Here is a 22,765-nt window from a genome sequence, read left to right on the forward strand (position 1 = left end):
AAATTGAACATTATGCAGAGACAATGCTTGGCACTAGATTTAAAAGATAACCCAGAGCTTATTGAAAAATATGAAGAGTATCATAGAGATGTTTGGCCTGATATATTAACTAGTATAAAAGAATCAGGTATACAGGAAATGCAAATTTATAGGGTGGGCAATCGAATGTTTATGATTATTGAAGCTGATGATGATTTTTCTTTTGAGAAAAAAGCAATTATTGATGCTAAATATGCTGACAATGAAAAATGGGAAGAACTGATGTGGAAGTATCAACAGGCCTTACCCTTTGCCAAACCAGGCGAAAAATGGATGCCAATGAAAAAGGTTTTTCAAACTGATTTTTAAAAAAAAGAGTGCCGAAAAGAAATGCTTAACGGCACTCTTACAATTATAGTTGTGTTATTTATTGTGTTAGAAACCGTACGGATTACCTAGTACCTTCATTATAAAGAAAACCGTAATAGAAATAACTAAGCAGCTGATTAAGGCTAGCGTGTCGGCTTTATCAAATTCTTTCTTAATCTTTATTATAACTGTCTTCAAACCATATATTTTCAACAAATTTCCGCAGAATTCTGTCTTCTTCTTAAAAAATACGGTAAACGCCTAATAGTGTAGATTAATACCAGTAGCATTGTTTTACATCGATGATTTGGTTCTAAAATCGATATAGTTTGTAGAATCTAAAAATATGAACCCCTTACTTCATATAACTGTATTTCCCCCGAGCTACAGCTACACTTACATAAAGGGTCCTATAAATTTAACAAGACTATTTTAGCCCTAGTTTATTTAGAATAAAGTTTGAGTTTTGTCTATAGCGAATACTAAGACTAAGTAAATAATATAATTCTGTTTCAGTTAGACCAAAATCTTGCTGAATTAATCTCAATTCATTTGAATTTATACCCGCCAACAACTGGTTTATTTTGTTTTTAATGGATGAATTCATACTAGTTTAAAGTTTGAATTAAAATTAGCAGATGATTCATGTAAAAACAATACCCACTATTGGGTATTTATTCGGTATTCACGTTATAAGAATTTTCTTAATTTGAAATAAATAGTACAATGTAAGTTGTTGGTAATGAGAATATTGTTGTTTTGTTGAAATAAAATACCCTCAAACTTTGACGAATCAAAATTTGAGGGTATCAAATGTAGTTTGACGAAAAAAATGTTATGCCGCCGGTCTACCCTTTAGCCTTTTTTCTATTTTTTTCTTTTTTTCGGTCAATCTTTTCATAATATCCATAAGTTCCGGATCTTTCGTTTCCTTATAGATTTCATTGATTTCTAGAATCAATCTTTTCGCCGCTCTTGAAGCGACAACTCTATCACTGGTTGACATATTGCTCATCTTCATATTCTCGAGCTCAAGTGCTTCTTTAAGTAATTCCATTTTATTATAAAATTAATGCTATTGCGTTTACTGGCGGAATATAACAAATTGAATTTAATTATTGGTATATAGTGAAAATTTATGTTAACATTAACCAATTGGGGCATGTTTTATCGCATTTATTGTGAAATTAGGGCTGATTTCATCAGTTTATCAACAATGTAATTCGAAATTTTGTTGGTGAAGCACTAATTTTTAAGTCAGATTTTGTTTAGAATACAAATGATTCTGTACAATTGAACACAAATATTATGACTTAAACGGTATGTTTTGAATAAAAATACATATCAAATATGTAGTTGCAATTTTGCAATCAAAAAATTTTTAATCCCTTACGGTTTTCCGTAAGGGATTCTTTTTTAATGGTTTTAGGTTTGTTTCAAGAAATTAGTTTCATGCACTTATAACTGGATAAAATAGGCCGGCTTGCTGGGAAGGGATATTCGGGGGAATTCTTCAATTTGGCAAGTTTGGCCTTTACCAAAAAAACATTTGAACTAAATCGTATTTTTTGGCGTAAAAAGTAACCATTAGTTATACTATAAACCTTGAGAAGAACGGTTCTAGAACCGTTCTTTTTTTGTGGGGTATACTGAAATTAACTAGTAAAAAGTTAAAAGAAGTGTTGTTAAAAGATGGACAAAGGTTAGATTAGTTAACATTTTTTTATACTTTATTTAAGATTCTAAATCACTTGTGAGACTGTCTATTACTGCAATATTGGGTACATTTGTTTTTATTCAATAATCGAATCTTCAATACTTTTAAAGGTGACATATCTAAACTTTGGTGTTTTCGTAATGAATAGAAAATTAATTGTTATTGCATTTTTGTTTCTATCGGTTCAAATGTTTTCACATGGTAATTTATCTGAGCGAATTTTAATAAAAACGATAGAGATATTAGAGAACCCTAATAACTATAGACTTTACTATGAAAGAGGGTTTTTATATCAACAACATGTAGATTATGAAGAAGCCTTAGCAGATTATGTTAAATCTGAATCTTTAGGAAATTCCAATAAAGATCTAAAACTTAGGATGGCTGAGATTCATTATTTAACTGAAGATTACTGTAATGCATTAGCACAAATAGAAATTTATTTAGATGTTGATAGTATTGATGTAATAGCAAAAAAGTTAGAAGCTAAAATATTGTTCAAACTTAAAGCATACGAAAAGTCGATTAAGGCTTATCGCTATGTTATGAATAATATGATTGACGTAAGGCCAGAAGATATATTGGAATACGCGAATATTATACTTGCCGAGAATAACAAAAATTATGAGGGCGCTTTAGATGTTATTGAATTTGGTTTGCAAGAACTAGGGCCCAATACATTATCGCTTCAACTTAAAAAATTAGAGTTTTTAAAAGAATTTGGTCAAGTTGAAAATGCAATAGAACAGTATAATTATTTTATCCTTCAATACAAACGAAAAGAGTTTTGGTATTATAAAAAGGCAAAGTATCTATCAGAAATTGATAAGCCTTTTGAAGCGAAGATAGCTTTGAAATTAGCAACAAGTGCAATAGCTAATCTAGACTCAAAATATCAACATATGACGTCAATAATAGAATTGAAAGACCAAATAAAGAATTTAGAAAGTTTAAACAACCAGAAATTATGATTAAAAAAAGTGTCCTTTTGTTATTGATACTGTCTACTACGCTTTCATTTTCACAAACTGCTAGTAATCAAGTCGCTATTGAAGAGTTGAATGCTGCGATTAATTATGTTAATCTACCGAAAGAAACTAATTCAATAGCAGTAGAAAGAGGTCCTTATTTGCAAAGTGGCACGCCAACTAGTGTAGTTGTAAAATGGAGAACCGATGTTGGCACAGAGTCCGTAGTAAATTACGGTACGCAATTAAGTTCACTGTCTAAAAATGAAACAAATACAACTTTAACTACAGAACACGAAGTTACTGTGTCCGGTTTAGAACCAAATACAAAATACTATTTCAATATTGGTAACAAATCAAAAGTACTATCTGAAAGTGTTTCTGGTGATATGTACATAATTACTGCACCTACTGCCGGTACCAAACAATTTGTACGTGCATGGATTTTAGGTGATGCAGGTACTGCAAACAATAATCAGCGAAATGTACGAGATGCGTATTACAAATATGTTGATGCTGCTTCAGAGAATACTGGTAAAACAGATATGATGTTGTTTTTAGGTGATAACGCTTATAGTACAGGGACAGATGTAGAGTATCAAAATGCCTTTTTTGATATTTACGATGATATGTTCAAAAAATCTGTAGCCTGGTCTTGCTTAGGAAACCATGATGGAAAGACGGCTGATTCAGCTAAACAGTCTGGTCCATATTATGATATTTTTACTTTCCCAACGGCTGCAGAAGCTGGTGGAACTGCATCGGGTACAGAAGCTTATTATTCATTTGATTATGCCAATATTCATTTTATAATATTAGACTCTCACCATACAAGTCGCGATATAGGGGGCGCCATGTACAATTGGACACAAACCGATATTCAGAACACAACTCAAGATTGGATTGTAACATTATTTCATCATCCAATTTACACTAAAGGTTCTCACGATTCTGATACAGAAGATCGACTTATTGAAATGCGAAATAATTTTATGCCAATGATGGAGGATAACGGCGTAGATCTTATTTTAAACGGTCATAGTCATTCTTATGAACGTTCCTATTTTTTGAACGGTCATTATGGATTTGCCAACACATTTAACCCTGATGAAATTACAAGCGGCGGTCATACGGTTGGAGCAACTGGTAGTGGCGATGGTAAAGCAGAAGGCGATGGAATATACCAGAAAACTAATGAAACTACAGAAGGTGCTGTGTATATAACTACGGGATCTGCTGGTAAAATATCTGGTGGAGATTTAGATCATCAAGCCATGTCTGTATCGTTAAACAAATTAGGGTCTTGTGTTATGGAAGTTGAAGACGATGGATTAGGAGGACAAAATCTGACTGTAAAGTTTATAAGAGAAAATGATAAGGTTGATGATTATTTCACCATCAATAAAAAAGGTATCGCGCTGAAATCTAAAGCAGTTACGCATAAAAGTGATGTACTTTCTTATAATTCCGATAATGGTTTGGTGAGTATTATAGTAAATACTAATGAGCGTCTAAAGAAAGTTAAGTTCTATAACAACATTGGAAAAAAAGTAAAAAAGAGCAGAAAAGCAGTTGTTGATGTTGCTAAGATGACAAAAGGAACCTATGTTGTTGAAATTATCACCAACAAAAACACCTATACAGAATCTGTGATAATTGAATAATTAGAAGGTATATCACAATTAAAATAATCCTTTTTTTTAGTTCTATTTGAATGATTTCTAATAGGGGAAGGGTACCATAGATACGCGAAAAGCTTGATAAAGTAAAATAGCATTCTAGTTCTAAATGAAAAAAGCAAGCATTTTATTAGGATCTATTTTAATTAGCTTTTTGCTGTTGTCTGGTAGGTATAAAACTTTACCAAAACAGAATCAATCTATTACTGAAAATGTAGCGGCATTATATGAAAGCAATTTTCACAAGTTTCAAGAAGAGGTAGAAGTATTAGCGGTTCTTGTTAATACTACAACCTTTACGGACCAACTAAAACTTAAAGAACAAGTTAAAAAAACGAGATTGGCTTATAAAAAGCTAGAGTTTATTTTTGACTATTATGAAACCTCTTATAATGGAACTTATATTAATGGCGCACCGCTACCAAAAGTAAGCGAGTATTTTCAAGCAGAAAAAATAATTGAACCTTGCGGATTACAAGCCTTAGATGAAGCGGTTTTTGAAGACGCTTCAAAAGAGAATTTTCAACACATAAAAATGTTGGCGAATGAACTCGAAAATCGCGTAAGTTTTATTTCAAATATTCACTTGCCCTTACATTTAAAATCTAGTCAGATTATTGAGTGTATTCGGTCGGGAATGGTACGGATTTTTACTTTAGGCGTTACTGGTTTTGATACACCAGGTTCTGTTAATGCATTGGAAGAAAGTTTTGTGAGTTTGCAAAGTATGGAAACTGCTTTTTTATTCTTTGAAGAAGGTCTGACTCCAGAGGCGAGTTCTAAATTCGAGTCCGTAAAAAAACTATTTATAAAGGGAAAAAAACTATTAACATCCAATACCGATTTTAATAGTTTTGATAGATTGGTTTTTTTAACCGAAGTAGTTAACCCTTTGTATGCGGGTTTGTTGGAGTTTCAAAACTTAATTAAGATTAAGTTAGAACCCTATAAAAAACATGCGAAAAATTATCTGGCTAAGAATATTTTTGATCCTGATTTTCTCAAAACTAATTTTTATTCAGAATTAGTTTATCTACCATTAGATAACCCTAAAACCATACAATTAGGTAAGTTGTTATTTGAAGATTCGCAACTTTCGAACAATAAGGAAATGTCTTGTATAAGCTGTCATAATCCTAGCAAAGGTTTTACAGATGGCTTACCAAAAAGCAAGTCAAATCAAGAAGGATTTACTACTGCCAGAAATTCTCCAACTGTAATTAATGCAGGATACTCCACAAGGTATTTTTGGGACATGCGAGAGTTTAATCTAGAAAAACAAGTAACACATGTTATTGATGATGAATTGGAGTTTAATACAAATTTTGACGCTATAATTGGAAAGTTAAATAGAGATTCTAATTATGTGAAATTATTTAAAGAAGCTTATGGCGGTATTCAAAAACAGGATATTAATGAGCGTTCTATAAGTAACGCAATCGCAGCGTATGTAAACTCTTTAATTTCTATAAATAGCCCATTCGATACCTATGTTCGTAATGAAACAAGCGAGTATCCTGAGAATGCAAAACGGGGTTTTAATTTGTTTATGGGTAAAGGAGCATGTGGTAGTTGTCATTTTGCACCAATATTTAATGGTACAATTCCACCTTTTTATTTAGAATCAGAATCAGAAGTTTTAGGAATCACACAGGGTTTTGATACTATTAACCCAAAGCTAGATACAGATTTAGGGCGTTTTGCAAATGGATTGAGTATTGATCATCACCCGTATTTTAAAAATTCCTTTAAAACCGTTTCAGTTAGAAATATAGATTTAACTGCGCCGTATATGCACAATGGTCTATTCGCGACCTTAGAAGAAGTTTTAGAGTTTTACAATCTAGGTGGTGGTGCAGGAATGGGTTTGGAAGTAGCGAATCAAACTTTATCAGATGTACCTTTAGATTTATCTAAGCAAGAGATTAAGGATATTATTGCATTTATGAAAACACTAACGGATACAACAGTATTTAAGATATCTAAAAATTGATGGTTTCTACCAACCTTAAATGGAGTTGCAGCCAAGCGGATTTAAATAATAATTATAGTATTTTAAATTTGAAACACTACTTTAAATAAATCCACCTAGCATGTCAATTCACATTAAGGGGTTGAAAAATGGGCAATTAATTCTACAGGTCTTAAGTTCTACTTTTTCTTAATTATTACTCTAATCGCAACACTGCAAACTTACCTTTGTTCCAACCATGTACCAGTAAATAAAGTTGTTTTGTTCCATTACTATCTTCAACAAAATGAGGCCATACTTGGTGAATATTTGTTAATACCGGAATATCTAAATTACCAGGTATAACTGTTGATACTAGTTTTTCACCCGTATGTACATAAATAGGAGCCGATTTCTGTTCGCCAATTGCGCTCAATGCGTTTAAGAAAAAATGTTCCGATTTGTAAGAGACATTACAAACCAAACTTTCAGCTGGAATATCATTAAACGTTTCTACAAACTTACCTTTCTTGGTAAATTTCACTACTTGACCTGCTGCTCGGTTGGCAACCAAAACATGATTGTCATGAGCATATACACCATGTGCTGTTTTAAATTGGCCGGGCGCATCACCTTTGCCACCCCAGGCAAGTTTGCCCCAGCTCCAAACACCTTTTTTTTCTTTTATTGTCATCACAAAATCACCAGCTGAGTAACCATGAGCAACGTAAATTGTGCCTTTTAAATAAGTAACATCAGTTACACCAAAATCACTATCCTTCGAGCCAAAAAAATCATTAGCGGGTGCAAATTTAAATTCGTTTCCGGTAGGCTTAACTATTTCACTAACAATAGTACCATCTAGAGTAAGTACCAGAACTCTTTTTCCATTTTGCGCTACTGCAAGGTATTTTGTGCCTTTATGCACAAAGAATACAATACCATGTATGTTGTCTTTTAAGCGTGCATCTGTACCAATAACATTCCATTGGGTAAGGTCTGAACTAATTGAACAAAGTCCGTAGCCTGGTATTCCGGTATACACAATTCCAGTTTCGGGATCTTCATTAAAACCCCCGTGCATTTTTGGTTCAAATTCATGAGCAGCTTTCGGAAAAGCAGCGGTTAAAGCTTCGTCATAAGAAAAAATGAATTCGCCTTGACCAGTTACTAGTTTTGCGGGCCCCTTGTAATTATCAGATTGTATATTCTCATGCTCATGATTGAGCGCTAAATCGGCATGTTCATGTGCATGATGAGTGTGGTCGTGATTGTGAGCATCTTGCGCTACTACGGTTTGTGAAAATCCGAATGCGGATATAAATACCAAAGTGGCAAGTGATGTTCTTTTAGTCATAAGTTGGTTTGTTTTAATTTTTTGAAAAGTTACTCAATTCTCTTGTAATGTTCAACCAGTATTTACTTTTCTTAGGTCTTGATAAATAAGTTTACAAACGGAATAATTTTTTCGAGTTCTCGTATAATATTTTTCGTTCCGTGGGTTTTGAAACCAATCTGCGAATTTCAGCAATATCTAATGTGCCGGAACAACTTTGAGGATCTGAACCCGTGGGGTCTGCACAATCACTACCATATAGTAATTTGTCTTGATGCTTCTCTAAGAATACTTTTGCATGGGCTTCATCACGTTTTAGAGCATTGAGACCTGAGCCCGCTGAAAGATCACCATACATGTTTGGGTAATCGCTGAGGTAGCGATCTGTAATTCCCCCTGCAGTTACTCCCGTTTTAGGATATAAAATGGATTGATCCGTATGGTCTTTATCAATATTAGCCCACCAAGTTTGTGCGTGCCCAATGAAATTTACTTTCGGATATTTCTCCAACATCTTATAAAAATGATCAAAGCCATAATTGTACATTTCATGCTGCCAATGCATAAGAACTGGCACATTATAATTTTGAGCCAATTGGTAAATTTTTTGCATTTCTGGCGAATCACAGGCCACTCCAAATTTTAATTCACCGATAACTACCGCACCTAACTTTAAATATTTCTCTAATTCATAAAGGGCATCTTTCATATCTGGAACAGCACATGCACCAAATCGGAATGCTTTTTTGTGTTGTCTTGCAAATAAGTAACACTCCGCATTTCCACCAGCCTCAGCTTGAAGGCCATTGGCCACGCCTTGGTGTGTCGCTGGGGAATTTACAGGTCGCCCGGCAGGTAAAAGTATGGTCGTGGTAATACCCATTGCTTTTTGATGTGCAAGCAATTGTTCATCGGTACGTTGCACGTAATGCGTATGCTGATGAATATCAATTATCGGTTCTTTTTTAATACTTGAAACTTCGGTAATTGCATTTAATTTTAAAGAGGTGCCGAGCGCAAACAAACTAGTGCCAGCAATAAATTTACGACGAGAAAAACCTTTTTTAGATGTGGACATATAAACGAATTTAATAGGGGAGGAGATTACATTTTTTTTAATTAAGAAGTTACAGCAGCCCACTGCACACAGTGACCCTCGGCATAAACGGGTCCTTTAAATAAGAGGCATCCGCCACATTTTTTATCTGGCTTCGGTGGAATGTAAAGTGCGCAGTTTTGACACGAATTATCAGGCACTGCCGATTGCAAAACATACCCTAAACTTTCACGCTTTTTAATTTCAGCGTCACTAATATCTAGTAGGTCATTGCAAGGATCTTCAGAAGTACTTTCTTTGGTGATTTCACTTTCTTTATTTGCAGATTCCTTTTTATCGCGACAGTTTAGAAATAATAATCCACCGAAAAATAAACTACCGGTGCTAAAACATGTAGTAATAAATTTTCTTCTTGAATGTTGGTTGTTGGTCATTTAAAATTAATTTTTTGTGTGGCTACACCTACTTTTTTTGCAGCCACTATTTTTACGCGTTTACCGATTATAAATTACTATTTAATTCGCATACAAATCTTTTAAGTCTTCAAGTGCTTGCGAAGGATTACTATCAGCTTTTGCTGCAATGATTTTTAGTTTTTCTTGTATTGAATCATCAATATCCTTTGAATTTTTGAGACCTTTTACCAATCCCTTGATTCCAACGGACTGCCATTCAATTGAATTTGAAAGGGTAGGTTTGCTTAACATATTTAATATAGTTGAAACCTCATTTTTTGTATTGCGAGCTCCGATTATCTGCGAACAAGTTTCAAAAAAATCGAGTTTCCACGAGGCGGTTTCTTTAAAAAATGAATTCTTGTCTAAAGTTTTTATTAGATCAACACTAGACCCAACTTCTGAACTTAAAACTGCCGTTCTAAACCATGAACTTTGTCCGTGTAATTGCAATGTTTTTGTTAGTGTGTTAATTACGGAGGCATCCTTAAATTCACCTAAACTTAAGGTTGCTTGAAAAGCCACTCGAATTGAAGTATCAGAAATTAGTTCTTGCAACTGTGCTAAACATTCTGGAAATCGTTCGGCAAGTATGGCTGCATTTTCACGCACGCCTGACGATGAATCTTGCAATGCTGTATTCACTATGGTAGCATCCAAAGCATCCATTCCTTCTAAAACATATAGCGCGTTTAATCTAACCTTTGGATTCTCATTTTGGGCGAATAAAGTTTTCACTTCAGGTACCACACTTTTATCTTGGCGTTCTAACAGCAGTCGTTGTGCTGTACGATTCCACCACCGATTTTCATGCGTTAAGGTTTTAACCAAGGCAGAAGATGTTGCTTTTGTAAGATTCGGATACACTGCTTTATATGGCGCTGCATCTGTGGGAACTATTCTGTAAATACGACCATAGGTGTTACCAGCATCAAAGTCCATGGTTTCCTGTAAGTCTTCTGGTATCGACATTGGTGTTTCAATATGTTGTCTGTACATATCCATCAGATATAAATATCCGTCAGGCCCCACCGATAAATTTGAAGGACGAAACCATGAATCTGTAGTCGCCATAAATTCGTTGTCTTTTTCATTAGCTCCACGTTTAGCAGCACTATAAGGAACACTATCAACAACTTCAAGAATATCACGGTGCACAAGATTACCCGCAACATCACCAGTGAAAATATTTCCGTAGTAGGTTTTGGAAAACTTATCACCACCATAGTAGGTGCCACCCGAAGCTCCTGTAAAATGATCACGTGCATATTCTACACGGTCAAGATTATTTTCTTGATAATTTTTGTTGCGTCGATTTGTACGTTCTTGTCTCCAATAGGGTGTTTCACTCAACTGGTTCATAAGTGGGTCATGGTCGGAAATATTTTGATTTGAAAGTTTAGCTGAGGATGGCAGAAACGGATTTCTTTCCAGATATCTCATGGGTACAACCACCTCACGAATGTGTAATGAATTTGCGGTGAAAAATCGGTGCCCCCAATCGTCAATGGCAAGTCCAAATTGACCAGGACCGGTACTACGTTCAAATTGATTTCGATCCAAACGAAAACGAAAATCGGCACCTTGAATATTTAGCTTTGGCGCATTTGGCTTTCGGCTAAAACTAATCTCACCGGCCTGCCCAGCATTATTTGCATAGATCCAATTATCAACGCCAAAACGAAGGTTGGTAATTTGTGCCTCTTCATTTTTATTAAAAAAACCTGTGAAAAGAATCTCTTTAAAATCAGAGCGACCATCTCCGTCAGTATCTTTATAATAGGTGATGTTTGGTGCGGCACAAACCAACAGACCACCTTTCCATGGCAGTATGCTAGTAGCCTCTCTAAGACCGTCAATAAAAACTGTAGAGGTGTCTGCCTGGCCGTCATCGTTGGTGTCTTTTAGTAGAACAATTTCACCTTTTCCTTTTACCGCATCGGGCTTATAAGCGTCTAACATACCCACAACATAAGCATTGCCATCGCCATCATATTGCATGGCGACAGGGTCGATAACTAATGGTTCGGCTGCGAAAATTTCTGCTTTAAAATTATCGGCAAACTGAAAAGTTTTTATAGATTCTTCGGGACTCAGTGGACCTTCATATAGCGACTCACTCTTACAGGAAGCCAAGAGAAGTATAATTAACAATTGCTTAGAAATACTGAAGTACTTTTTTAAGATGTTATATTTGATTTTTAACTGCATCGTTTTGTTTGGTGGTATTAAGGCTTGTTTTGTTTTTTTGAACGTAATTGTTGTAAGGAAGAATTTATGCTATTAGTACCTAAAATGAACTGAGTACTCTAAAATACGGCTTAAGATGTTATGATGAAAGCTTGTAAAAAAATCAATAAAAAATAGGAGTCATATTTTGAAGAGATAATGTTCTTAAATTACTGTAATTTAATAAAGTTAAAAAGCTAAAGTTGAATCCGTTGGAAGATAATTATCCATATAAAAAGCTATGATTTACATTACACAATTGATTTATATAATTGAAGGACAAGAAGAAGTTTTTCATCAATTTGAGGAGATGGCTATTCCAACAATTTTAAAATATAACGGTAGGCTAACACTAAGAATACGACCTCAAAATGATTCAGTAATTGAAAGAAATATTGAGAAGCCTTATGAAATTCATTTGGTGGAATTTGATTCGCAAGCCGATTTTGATAATTTCAAAAATGATGAAGAGCGAAAAAAATTCTTGCATTTAAAAGAGCAATCAATTAAATCTTCAATTATGATACAAGGCACAAAATTGATGTAGCAAATGAAAAAATTTAGTTTCGTACCGATAATTATTGTTTTGTTGATTTCAGTGTTTCAATGTGTGGGACAAGAAGGTGTAACAAACGAGAAATATACCTACAAACTGGGTGACCCAAATGGTACTGGAAAATGGTATCTCGGTCGCGAGATTTCACATGTGATGGGTTTTCAAGGTATGGCATGGCTTGATCGGCCCAAGCGTGAAGCTGAAGAAAACACGTCTAAATTGCTTGGTAATTTAAATATTGAAGCAGATGATACTATAGCTGATATTGGTGCAGGTTCAGGGTATCATGTATTTCAAATGGCACCGAGTATAACTAGTGGACTAATTTATGCGGTTGACATTCAAGATGAAATGTTAGCTGAACTCGAGCGTAAAAAAGAAAACGGAAATCATAAAAATATTAAAATCATAAAAGGTAGTGAGCGCAGTGTAAATCTTCCGGAAAATGCTGTTGCAAAGGTACTTTTGGTTGATGTGTATCACGAGTTCGATTATCCTTTTGAAATGATTACTTCCATAAAAAAAGCCCTTCATGTTGATGGAAAAATTTACCTTATTGAGTATCGAGGTGAAGACGAAAATGTACCCATTAAAAAGCTGCATAAGATGACCGAAAAACAAGCAGTTAAAGAAATGAAAGCAGCAGGTATGAAATTGGAGAAAAACATAGACAATCTACCTTGGCAACATTGTATGGTTTTTGTTAGAGGGTAGGGGTTGTAGCAAAAATAAATATCAACGCTAAACAAAAAATCCCAACAAGCTAACTTGATGGGATTTTGTCTACAATACATTTGTGAGTATTAGTGGAGCCGGGGAGAATCGAACTCCCGTCCAAACAAGCAACGCCAGTGCTTTCTACATGTTTAGTTTCCGCTTAATTTTCGACGCAAGCCTGACCGGAAACGGCCTAACAAACGCTTATCTTCTTAAGATTTTGGTGCTACTATCAAAGAACTAGTAGCCTTATATCGACATTTATGGTGCTCGTAATTGAATCGCTGTCGACAGAGGCTATTCACGAACATCTCGCTTCTCTACCTAGTAGAGACGAGGCTAATCTTACTATAATTCAGATTAAGCGGCAAGAGCGTAGTTATTATCGCCAATTAAAAGTGTGAAAAATGATATTAACGAGCTGTTTCTCAGCGCTCGACATGCTTACAATGCCATTGGTCTCGCTGTCAAAACCAGTCGGCCCCAAAATGTTAATGAACTTTTTAATGGCGTTCGAGCGGGCTATTCGCTGTATTTTTTTGTTGTAATCTCGAGTGATGTCGAAAGAAAACAAAAAAGATGTCGCTACTATCCCTAACGCAATCATCAATAAAAAAAGATAGCAAAGGTACACAATTCAAGCAGTATTCGACCCCACGACGATATACCTTAGCTATATAGCTTGTGTACCTCTACTATTTAGTAGTAATTATACAAAATTCATACCAAAATAGTGCTAGTTATTCAGAATATTAAAAGTGCCGAAAATAGCCATAAATAGGCTATTGGCAGCTATTTTTTAACTGTCAAAAAGTCGTTTTTACTAGAATACGAATAAAAATTATTATTATTCACTAATAGTAACTTTCCACTCAATAACTGGGTGTTCTTCAGGTGCAGTATATGCACCTAACGCAGTAAGTCGTAGGTTTAGTTCTGTAAGTTCAGTTAGCGTTTTTATCTGCAGCGTTTCTTTTGTTCCGGCAGCCACATTAAATATAGGCGACTTGCTATAAAAAGAAAATGGCATTGAATTTTCAAATAATAAATCACTGCTGCTAATATTTTCTATCTCAATGGCTAGCACCTGTGTTTCTTTGAGATAAGTAGCAGAATGCACTTTTATACTTGCCTTTAGTAATGGATTCAAGAATTCAGCTTTACCAATCAATAGAGAGTTATAAACGGCAACGGTTCTTCCTGCAAATAAAGCTTCTTGCATACTATTCAAGCTTTTTTCTTTGGCAAATACTAGGGTGATAGGTCTATTGTTTCCTTTCTCGGTATAATCCCAATCAATAAGTCCGTGAACATCACTCGTACCCATTATGGTTAAGTTTTGTTCAAGTGCAAGAGCCAAAGATTCTTTTGAATAATCGTATTGGTTTATAACTTCAATACCGTGTAGCTCACCTTTTTTAATTCGTTCTTTTTGAAAGTTACTTAAAATAGGGTTTCCTTTTGGGGTTTGACGGTGCCATGCTGGGTGGTTCCAAAAAACAAATGCATTTTGTTTTTTAGCTTCCGAAAAAGCTTTCTCTGCTTTGTCTGTCAATAATGGGTTGGCATTTTCAATAAAAATGGCATTGTTGTGGCCGACAGGGGCCGAACGAGTAATTTCTGAACCTCGAACAATTAATAAGTCATGTTCTTTAGCTTCAGCTAATGCAATTTCATATGAGCGGTTTCTATCTGGGTGTGGTATATCATCTTTATGAGGTTGATATTCTAAATGATCAGTTAAAGAAATAGCATCGAGATTTTCACGAAGCGCTTCTTGAACCCGAATCGTTGGCCAAACATTGCCGTCAGAAAAGACTGTGTGAATATGAAAATCAGTTTTTAAAGAAACATAGCCATCAATATTAGGATAAAAAAGTGCATGCCCGTTGCTGTGCGAATGTTCTTGAGCAGAAATTAAATAAAATGAGAAGATAGAAAAGCAAATACAAAATAGTTTTTTCATGATAGTTGGTTTTGTTTAAAGATATCAAAAAATGGATATTTTATATGCCGTTGCATATTTTAAAATGTTTATTAAAATGAGCTATTTAAGTAATTAAACAATTATTTCTGTAGTTGGTTTACTATAGTTTTAAATTTTACACTAAAATGACCTAGTTTAATTGGTATCAAATTATAAAATACCCACTAATGGGTATTTTATAATGTATATGATTATTGTATTCTTGTTTGGGTTTGCTTTGAAAGTAACCAATTTAGTTAATCAACAAAGAAATTTATTCTTATGAAAAACCAGTTTAGTTTATCTATTATATTGTTATTATGTATTCAATTATTTATTAGTTCATGTAGTGAGACGGATGATAGCGTAGTACAACCAGAAATGGAAGAAAAGGAAACCGTAAAAGATGATGACGATGAAAATGATGATAGTGTTGGTAATAATCATGTAATTGCCGAAGAATTATCGAACCAGGTAATTATAAAAGGAAGTACCAAAGCGGAGGGTATTGCACCAAGTCAAAAAGGTACCATAACTTTACATCCAGTTGAACCAACTAATGGAAATATTGCACTTTTAGATGAAGGTTTTGAACTTCCTTTGTTTGTCGATTCTGATGCAGATGTTGTTGGGGCTTATATAGAATTTGGTGTGGTTACAAATTCTGATGGTGTAAGTGCTTTTTCTTCAGCAAGCAATCATTATGATGTAAACCTTGCAGATAATGATCAGTTTGCTAAAAGTGGTGTTTCAAATAAGTATGCCAAAAATAGGATTGAAAAATACGCAATGCAGTCAGCTAAGTTTTCTTATGCCCTTTTAGATGTCGATTTTAGCAGTGAAATTACAGATGGTGAGATATGTTATTATATTTCTGTATACGATGCTAATGGTAATATAAGTGATGCACAGCAGATTTGTATGACTGTTGTTGAATGGGGAAATAGTACTGATTTCACAGGTGTTTGGGACTATACAAAGCATGAGAGTTATCCTCCAGAAGGGGACACCATCGTTACGGCAGTTGGCGTTGAAGATTGTACAGATGATTCGCTTGCTTGTGCTAACGGAGGCACATTAGATTTCTCATATTGTACTACCATAAATGGTCGCTCATATGAATTTAAAGCGGATGGCACCTATGAATTTAATTCAGATGAATCAATTGTAGGAATGAATTATCAAGCAGCTTATGATACCTGCGAATCAAATTCTGTTGCTTATGATAATGTGATAGGTCAAAAAGGAAAATGGACATATAACGATGTGGATAATAGTATTATTTTGGCTGAATATGAAGCGACTTATAATCATAGTATAGATGGTACCAGTAATTACACCAATGAATTAGGAAGTGCTTATGTTTCTAGATTGACAAAGATTAACCTTGCTAACGGAGCGTTTTCTTATGGTTGGCCACTAACAGGTATTGATATTAATGGGGATGGACTTATTAATGATGATGATAGTGGTTATGCTAACTTTTTTGATAAAAAATAATACCACCAATTCAAAAAATATGAGAAAGATTCTGTTTTAAAACTTAGGGGTATATTTCAGCAAAAGTAATATGAGGTCATCGATTTTTAAAACAATTACATTGACCAATTTTGTAATTTGCTGACTTAAATAATAGTTTGAATCCTTCTGAAGCATACATATTAAACCAATCTGAACCTTTTAGAGGTATGTTATTGCATTTACAATCCGTAATTGAAATGACAATTTTCGAGGTAGATTTGAAATACAAATATCGAATTCCATTTTATTATATTGAAGGAAAACCTTTTTGTTATCTTAATCAATCTAAAGATTATGTTGATGTGGGATTTTGGAATGCAGCACATTTGACCAAAAATGTGGAATATATGACCATAGCTGGTAGAAAAATGATGAAGTCATTACGTTATAAATCTTTAGAAGAAATTAATGATAAAATCTTAATCGAAATTTTGCAGGAGGCTTTTTTAGTGCGCAACAAAAAATTCTACAAATAACTAATAGCGTTTTGTTTTTGCATTTTTATTTTACACTACTCATTATTTTATCCACCCGTTTTCTTTATACAATTCGATATATTGATTGCTAAGGGAATCCGAATCTTTATACTTTTCTCTAACCAGATCTAGTTTTGTTTTCATAGATTTTACCACATCTGCATATGCTGGGTCATTATAAACATTGTTTAATTCCGAACCGTCTTTTTTGCGGTCGTAAAGTTCCCAAACATCAACATCATAATAAAAGTGGATTAATTTATATTCTTTAGTCGCAAGCCCATAATGCCGTTTTACCGCATGTTCTCCTGGGTACTCGTAATAGTGATAATAAACTCCTTCTCTATCCCATTTTTCTTTGTTACCCTTCAATAGTGGTACAAGGCTTTCACCTTGCATGTCTTTAGGTGCTGTAACTCCTGCAACTTCCAAAAATGTCTGTGCGAAATCTAGATTTTGCACCATTTCTTGCTCAGTGGTTCCAGCAGTTATTACGTTGGGCCATTTAATCAATAAAGGGGTTTTAAAAGATTCGTCATACATAAAACGTTTATCGAACCAACCGTGTTCTCCTAAGTAAAAACCTTGATCAGAAGTGTAAACAACAAGTGTATTTTCACTAAGATTTTTTTCGTCTAAATAATTAAGTAAACGCCCAACATTTTCGTCAACCGCAGCAATAGTTCCGAGATAATCTTGCATATAGCGTTGATATTTCCAAACCATTAATGTGCTATCATTCATTTCTGGAAAACGTTTAGCAAAGTCTGCATTAATTGGGTCGTAGATGGCATCCCATGCTACTATTTGTTCTGGATTTAGTCTACCAATTCGGTTTCCTATTGCATTCCAGTTCTTGATATCTAATTGTTTTGCAACGCTATCAGTCAACTTTAAATCATAGCTTAATTGCATGTGTTTTAAAAGATTCATTTCTGCGGGTGCAGCTGTAGTTTCTCGTGTTACGTAATTTTCAAAAAGTGTTTTGGGTAATGGAAATGTCTTTTTTGTAAACTCTTTGTAGTGTCGTTCAGCTGGCATCCAAGTTCTGTGTGGAGCTTTATGAAGATACATTAACATAAATGGTTTTTCAGTGTCTCTACGATTATCAAACCAATCTATAGCTAGGTCAGTAATAATATCGGTAACATAACCAGTTATAGTAGTATCCCCTTTAGTAGTAATAAACTTTGGATTGTAATAATCACCCTGTCCAGGTAAAATTTTAAATTCATCAAAACCTTTTGGGTTATTTCCAAAATGCAATTTACCAAACATGGCAGTTTGATAACCTGCTTTTTGCAGTAGCTGCGGAAAAGTAACATTAGTAGTATCAAAAGGGGAGCGGTTATCAATTTTACCATTTATATGACTATGCTTACCAGTAAGTATTACAGCCCTTGACGGCGCGCAAATGGAATTGGTAACAGTAGCATTGGTAAATAGCATGCCTTCGTTTGCTATGCGATCAATATTCGGAGTCTTAATAAGTTTGTCGTCATATGCGCTAATTGCTTGATACGCATGATCATCTGACATAATAAAAACAATGTTCGGTTTTTGTTTGTCCTTTTTCGGAGATTCTTTTTTAGTAGTACATGCGGCAAGAATGAATATACTTAGAAATACAGCCAGTTTGTTGAAGTGCATAAAACGAATTATTTTGAGCTAAAGTACCAATTTTATTGGTTTGCTTTATTCCTTTTCAAACACTACAATAGATTTATTTTGAAATTCAACCGCTTTACTAAATAGTTGTTTAATGGCGTTATAATCTTCTGGAGCAAATTGAGTGCCCGTTAAGTTTAGTTGGAATTTTATAATTAATTGTTTCTCATTTTGACTAGATAGATATTTTAATTCAATAATAGAATCATCAAATTTAATCAATGCGCTTTTAGGAATTTGGCCTATCTTATACCCTGAGGGAGGCTTTATAATTATTTGGTATTTATAACTTTTAGGATAGCCAAAATCAATTGGGTAATCTCTTGTTTCTAATTTAAAAGGATTTGATTTGAAGAAGGATATTAAGAAAGGATTAAAATATACCTTATCGCCCTTTAAGGGATTTTCAATTTCAAATTTTATTCGTTCAGAAACTTTTTTATCATTAGACTTATCTGTTGCAAGATTATAGTCTAAAATTGTAAATCCATTTATAGCAGAATTTTTTATACCATCTAAATAATCTTCATTTGAAGCGGCATTGATGGACTCCCATTTGTTTACAGCAAAATAACCAGTATTATTAAAATCCAATACACCTTCTGGTTTTAAAGTTTTTGAATTAAATGTTATTTGACATCGAATTTGAATAGTGTTTTTTTGTTCAGGAATTATATTTGACCAATAGCTTTCATTTTTGAAATCCATCACTCTCCCATAAAGGTTTAATGCTCTAAAAGGTAGCATGCCGAAAGGTGTTGATTTCTCTGTAGCATCTAATAGGTATATGTTTTCATCGATTTTAACATGAGCTAGTATATAATTAAAATCACTCATTACAGGGTGAACTTTTTTAGGTAAGCCAAGTTCTCTTGTTGAAATAAGCATTAATTTAGCTGGTATATCCGCAGAATTCAATAAGTTAATTAGTGACATATTAATTTCCCAGGCATTACCTTTTCTATTTTCAAAAGCATTTTTTACACGTGCTTTTCCATAGGTCGAATACTTGCCATTCCAATTATAATGTTGTTGAATAAACTTGTAAATGTTATTTGCTTTTTCAAGATCTGTACCTTCAGTTAATAATTCTTCAGGAACGTTTCTTTCGAAGAAGCCTTTTTTAGTAAGCTGTCTACCAATATCTTTATCTGATCTAAATTCATAATCTACATCTTTCCAAGTCTTTGTGAATTTATCTGAAGTACCGTCAAAACGATTGTATTCTGATAATTCAAAATCGATTCTAGATTGATAATTTTTTGACGCCAACATAAACCCCTTCTCCTCTTTAAATGCGGGAATATCCACCATAGAATATTTCAGCACTTCACAATCTGCACTTTTAGCTAAGCCATCAATGTGAAAACAGTCTTTTTTTATTTGTGAGTCATTGGTGTCAAGTTTAAGCTTCCCAATAAGGGCTCTATTATAATTCCAATTCCCTGGAATTTTCGCATTGAATTCACTATAGATTTTTGGTATGGAAGCTTGAAATTTCCAACCTTCGAAGTTATAAGCATAAGGGGTTTCAATAGTATAAGAATATTCAAGTATACTCCCTACTTGTAGTTTAGGGAAAGTAAATTTTTTAATTATCCAACGATCAGATTGTTCTTCGGTAAAAATTTCACTAGGTAAGAGATTAAATTGCTTATTATCATTATGAGTCACAGCTTTTATCTTACTTACTTTTTCTCTACTACTACCGTGATGATATAACGGAATTTCAACTGTACCCCAATCAAAACCTTCCTCGTCAAGTATTTTGATTTTTACATGATACTCTTTAATAAGTCTTATAGAATTATCAACAACCTTAAAATAATTATCGCCTCTCTCATATAGAAAAATGGCATTTGCATCAAGGTCTTTATCATAGGTTGTTAGATGCTTTTCCTTATCAGTAAGCTGCCCAAAAGTATTGGGCATTTGAGATGTGATATTAAAATTGACACATGAATACAATATAATAATTGCTAATAATCGCTTGGTCATTGAATCATACTTATTGTTTAACCATCAACTTAGATTTATTAAGATTATTGTAATTACTTTGTTGTTTTGCTATAGCTTGAGTAAAATATGGCTATAGAATAGGTGAAATTAACTGCGTTATAAAACTGAGAATTTACTAAAACTAGAAATTATTTTGGAAATGAATTTATACCTGTGATTAGGGACTAAGTTGAGAAAGTCTGTATTAATTATTTCTATTCCGATTTCCATATTAGAGTTGAAGTTATTTTGCGTATTAAAGTTGAATTATAAACAATGATTAAGTTAAGTTTGTTTACACCATTAGTTGCAATCTTTATCAATACAATCTCACAAAGAAATAAATTCAAACCAAATTATAGATATACTATGAAATTAAACCACAAACTGATTGTTGCATTAGTATTTGTAATGTCAATAGTCTTAATGAGCTTCAATACTAATTCAGAGTTAATACTTAAAAAGAATAAAGCTGACATTGTAATATACGGGGGTACTTCGGCTGGTATTTCAGCTGCAATTCAAGTGAGTCGTATGGGGAAATCTGTGTTACTAATTGAACCTTCGAACAGAATTGGGGGTTTAACTACAGGCGGATTAGGGCAAACAGATATCGGTAATAAACAGGCTATTGGTGGTATTTCGCGCGAGTTTTATGAAAACATCAAAAAGTATTATGATAATCCTGAAAATTGGAAGTGGCAGCAAAAATCTGAATACAAAGACGGGGGTCAAACTCGTACAGAAAACAACGAAGCTACTATGTGGACATTTGAACCATCCGCCGCCCTAAAAGTATATATGGATATGCTGATGAAAGAAGGAGTTAAAGTAGTGTATAACGAAAGATTGAATAGGGTATCAGGGGTTGAAATGCAAAATGGAGCAATTAAATCAATCACAATGGAAAGCGGGAAAGTCTTTATCGGAAAAGCTTTTATAGACGCAACATATGAAGGTGATTTAATGGCGGCAGCGGGTGTAAATTATACAATTGGTAGAGAAAGTAATGCGCAATATGGTGAATCATTAAACGGTGTACAAGCAAATAAAATAAGCAGAACATTAGCTGGTACTATATCTGCAAATGCATATAATCATAATTTTATTGACCGCGTAGATCCCTATGTAATAAAGGGTGACCCAAAAAGTGGCCTTTTGCCAAACATTAATGAGAAACCCGGAGTTGATGGCGAAGGTGATACAAAAATTCAGGCGTATTGTTTTAGAATGTGTATTACCAATCATCCTGAAAATCGAATTCCTTTTCAAAAACCTGAAAATTATGATGAATTAAATTATGAATTACTATTTAGAAATTATGAGGCAAGAAAAGGAGCTGTAAAAGATATGTATACTGGAAATGCTATTGTCCCTTGGATTAATTCTGATATGCCCAATAGAAAAACCGACACTAATAATAGATTTGGATTTTCTACTGATTTTATAGGTAGGAATTATGAATATGCCGAAGGTACTTATGAAGAACGCGAGAAGATTGTACAAGACCATAAGAACTATCAAATGGGCTTAATGTGGTCATTGGCCTATCATCCAAGAATTCCAAAGGAAGTTCGTGATGAGGTTTCGACCTGGGGTACCACAAAAGACGAATTCGAAAGTGCTGATGGCTGGCAACAGCAATTATATATTCGTGAAGCTAGGCGTATGATTAGCAATTATGTGATGACACAAAAAAACTGTGAAGCAATAGAAGTTGCTGAAGATGCTGTTGGTTTAGGCGCCTATGGCATGGATTCTCACCATGTTCAACGCTATGTAGATGCAAATGGTTATGTGCAAAACGAGGGAAATGTTGAAGCGCATGGTTTTGATCCTTATCCTATAAGTTATAGATCTATTGTTCCAAAAAAGGAAGAATGTAGTAATTTGATTGTGCCTATTTGTTTGAGTGCGACACATATTGGCTTCGGATCTATTCGCATGGAACCCGTTTTTATGGTGTTAGGGCAATCTGCGGCAACTGCTGCTGCATTATCAATAGATCAAGGTTTTACAGTACAAGACTTGCCTTATGAACTACTTCGTAAGAAATTATTGGATGATAAACAGCGACTTAAATAATACAATCATTAATAAAATGATGTAAAATTTTATTTTAA

17 protein-coding genes and 1 other RNA gene are annotated in these 22,765 nt (G+C 34.0%); 9 read left to right on the forward strand and 9 right to left on the reverse strand.

Going from position 1 to position 22,765, the window contains the following annotated elements; all coding sequences use genetic code 11:
• Positions 1 to 12 precede the first annotated feature (12 nt).
• On the forward strand, positions 13 to 348 hold the full coding sequence (locus tag JQC67_RS08595) for an L-rhamnose mutarotase (protein ID WP_203252408.1): 336 nt from the start codon (positions 13 to 15) through the stop codon (positions 346 to 348).
• A gap of 835 nt (positions 349 to 1,183) precedes the next feature.
• Here the strand turns inward: JQC67_RS08595 and JQC67_RS08600 are convergent.
• Positions 1,184 to 1,405, reverse strand: a complete 222-nt coding sequence (locus JQC67_RS08600; protein WP_203252409.1) for a hypothetical protein — start codon at positions 1,403 to 1,405, stop codon at positions 1,184 to 1,186.
• Between the two features lie 800 nt (positions 1,406 to 2,205).
• Here JQC67_RS08600 and JQC67_RS08605 point away from each other — a divergent pair.
• From JQC67_RS08605 to JQC67_RS08615, 3 genes are all read left to right on the forward strand, one after another.
• Positions 2,206 to 3,036, forward strand: a complete 831-nt coding sequence (locus JQC67_RS08605; protein WP_203252410.1) for a tetratricopeptide repeat protein — start codon at positions 2,206 to 2,208, stop codon at positions 3,034 to 3,036.
• Positions 3,033 to 4,697, forward strand: a complete 1,665-nt coding sequence (locus tag JQC67_RS08610) for a metallophosphoesterase (protein WP_203252411.1) — start codon at positions 3,033 to 3,035, stop codon at positions 4,695 to 4,697. Before JQC67_RS08605 ends, JQC67_RS08610 begins: the two co-directional genes overlap by 4 nt.
• A gap of 124 nt (positions 4,698 to 4,821) precedes the next feature.
• Entirely contained in the window at positions 4,822 to 6,705 is a 1,884-nt protein-coding gene (locus JQC67_RS08615; protein WP_203252412.1) for a cytochrome-c peroxidase, read from the forward strand.
• Between the two features lie 175 nt (positions 6,706 to 6,880).
• On the opposite strand, the gene JQC67_RS08620 is transcribed toward JQC67_RS08615, so the two are convergent.
• From JQC67_RS08620 to JQC67_RS08635, 4 genes are all read right to left on the reverse strand, one after another.
• Complete coding sequence (locus tag JQC67_RS08620; protein ID WP_203252413.1) at positions 6,881 to 8,020, reverse strand: NHL repeat-containing protein; 1,140 nt, start codon at positions 8,018 to 8,020, stop codon at positions 6,881 to 6,883.
• 91 nt (positions 8,021 to 8,111) lie between these two features.
• A complete protein-coding gene (locus JQC67_RS08625; RefSeq protein WP_203252414.1) occupies positions 8,112 to 9,077 on the reverse strand; it encodes an amidohydrolase family protein in 966 nt (321 codons plus the stop codon).
• Positions 9,078 to 9,118: 41 nt separating this feature from the next.
• The gene (locus tag JQC67_RS08630; protein WP_203252415.1) at positions 9,119 to 9,490 is read right to left on the reverse strand and encodes a high-potential iron-sulfur protein; all 372 of its coding nucleotides are present in this window, start codon (positions 9,488 to 9,490) and stop codon (positions 9,119 to 9,121) included.
• A gap of 81 nt (positions 9,491 to 9,571) precedes the next feature.
• Positions 9,572 to 11,722 (reverse strand): PVC-type heme-binding CxxCH protein, encoded by a 2,151-nt coding sequence (locus tag JQC67_RS08635; RefSeq protein WP_203252416.1) that lies wholly within the window; start codon positions 11,720 to 11,722, stop codon positions 9,572 to 9,574.
• A 259-nt stretch (positions 11,723 to 11,981) separates the two neighbouring features.
• Between JQC67_RS08635 and JQC67_RS08640 the strand changes: the two genes are divergently transcribed.
• Together JQC67_RS08640 and JQC67_RS08645 are read left to right on the forward strand one after the other, a co-directional pair.
• Positions 11,982 to 12,287, forward strand: coding sequence for a hypothetical protein (locus JQC67_RS08640; protein ID WP_203252417.1), 306 nt, complete (start codon positions 11,982 to 11,984; stop codon positions 12,285 to 12,287).
• A 3-nt stretch (positions 12,288 to 12,290) separates the two neighbouring features.
• Positions 12,291 to 13,010, forward strand: a complete 720-nt coding sequence (locus tag JQC67_RS08645) for a class I SAM-dependent methyltransferase (protein WP_203252418.1) — start codon at positions 12,291 to 12,293, stop codon at positions 13,008 to 13,010.
• A 90-nt stretch (positions 13,011 to 13,100) separates the two neighbouring features.
• Here JQC67_RS08645 and ssrA read toward each other — a convergent pair.
• Positions 13,101 to 13,498: a transfer-messenger RNA gene (ssrA, locus tag JQC67_RS08650) on the reverse strand.
• A 362-nt stretch (positions 13,499 to 13,860) separates the two neighbouring features.
• A complete protein-coding gene (locus tag JQC67_RS08655; protein ID WP_203252419.1) occupies positions 13,861 to 14,979 on the reverse strand; it encodes an Sb-PDE family phosphodiesterase in 1,119 nt (372 codons plus the stop codon).
• 282 nt (positions 14,980 to 15,261) lie between these two features.
• Between JQC67_RS08655 and JQC67_RS08660 the strand changes: the two genes are divergently transcribed.
• Positions 15,262 to 16,479, forward strand: a complete 1,218-nt coding sequence (locus JQC67_RS08660) for a hypothetical protein (RefSeq protein ID WP_203252420.1) — start codon at positions 15,262 to 15,264, stop codon at positions 16,477 to 16,479.
• Between the two features lie 137 nt (positions 16,480 to 16,616).
• Entirely contained in the window at positions 16,617 to 16,976 is a 360-nt protein-coding gene (locus tag JQC67_RS08665; RefSeq protein WP_203252421.1) for a DUF1801 domain-containing protein, read from the forward strand.
• Between the two features lie 42 nt (positions 16,977 to 17,018).
• Here the strand turns inward: JQC67_RS08665 and JQC67_RS08670 are convergent, their stop codons facing one another.
• A complete protein-coding gene (locus tag JQC67_RS08670) occupies positions 17,019 to 18,626 on the reverse strand; it encodes a sulfatase family protein (protein WP_203252422.1) in 1,608 nt (535 codons plus the stop codon).
• A 45-nt stretch (positions 18,627 to 18,671) separates the two neighbouring features.
• The gene (locus JQC67_RS08675) at positions 18,672 to 20,642 is read right to left on the reverse strand and encodes a DUF3857 domain-containing protein (RefSeq protein ID WP_203252423.1); all 1,971 of its coding nucleotides are present in this window, start codon (positions 20,640 to 20,642) and stop codon (positions 18,672 to 18,674) included.
• A gap of 369 nt (positions 20,643 to 21,011) precedes the next feature.
• Here JQC67_RS08675 and JQC67_RS08680 point away from each other — a divergent pair, with 369 nt between their 5' ends.
• Positions 21,012 to 22,727, forward strand: coding sequence for an FAD-dependent oxidoreductase (locus tag JQC67_RS08680; RefSeq protein ID WP_203252424.1), 1,716 nt, complete (start codon positions 21,012 to 21,014; stop codon positions 22,725 to 22,727).
• Positions 22,728 to 22,765 lie beyond the last annotated feature (38 nt).

The organism is Aurantibacter crassamenti (assembly GCF_016811105.1).
Classification (GTDB): domain Bacteria; phylum Bacteroidota; class Bacteroidia; order Flavobacteriales; family Flavobacteriaceae; genus Aurantibacter_A; species Aurantibacter_A crassamenti.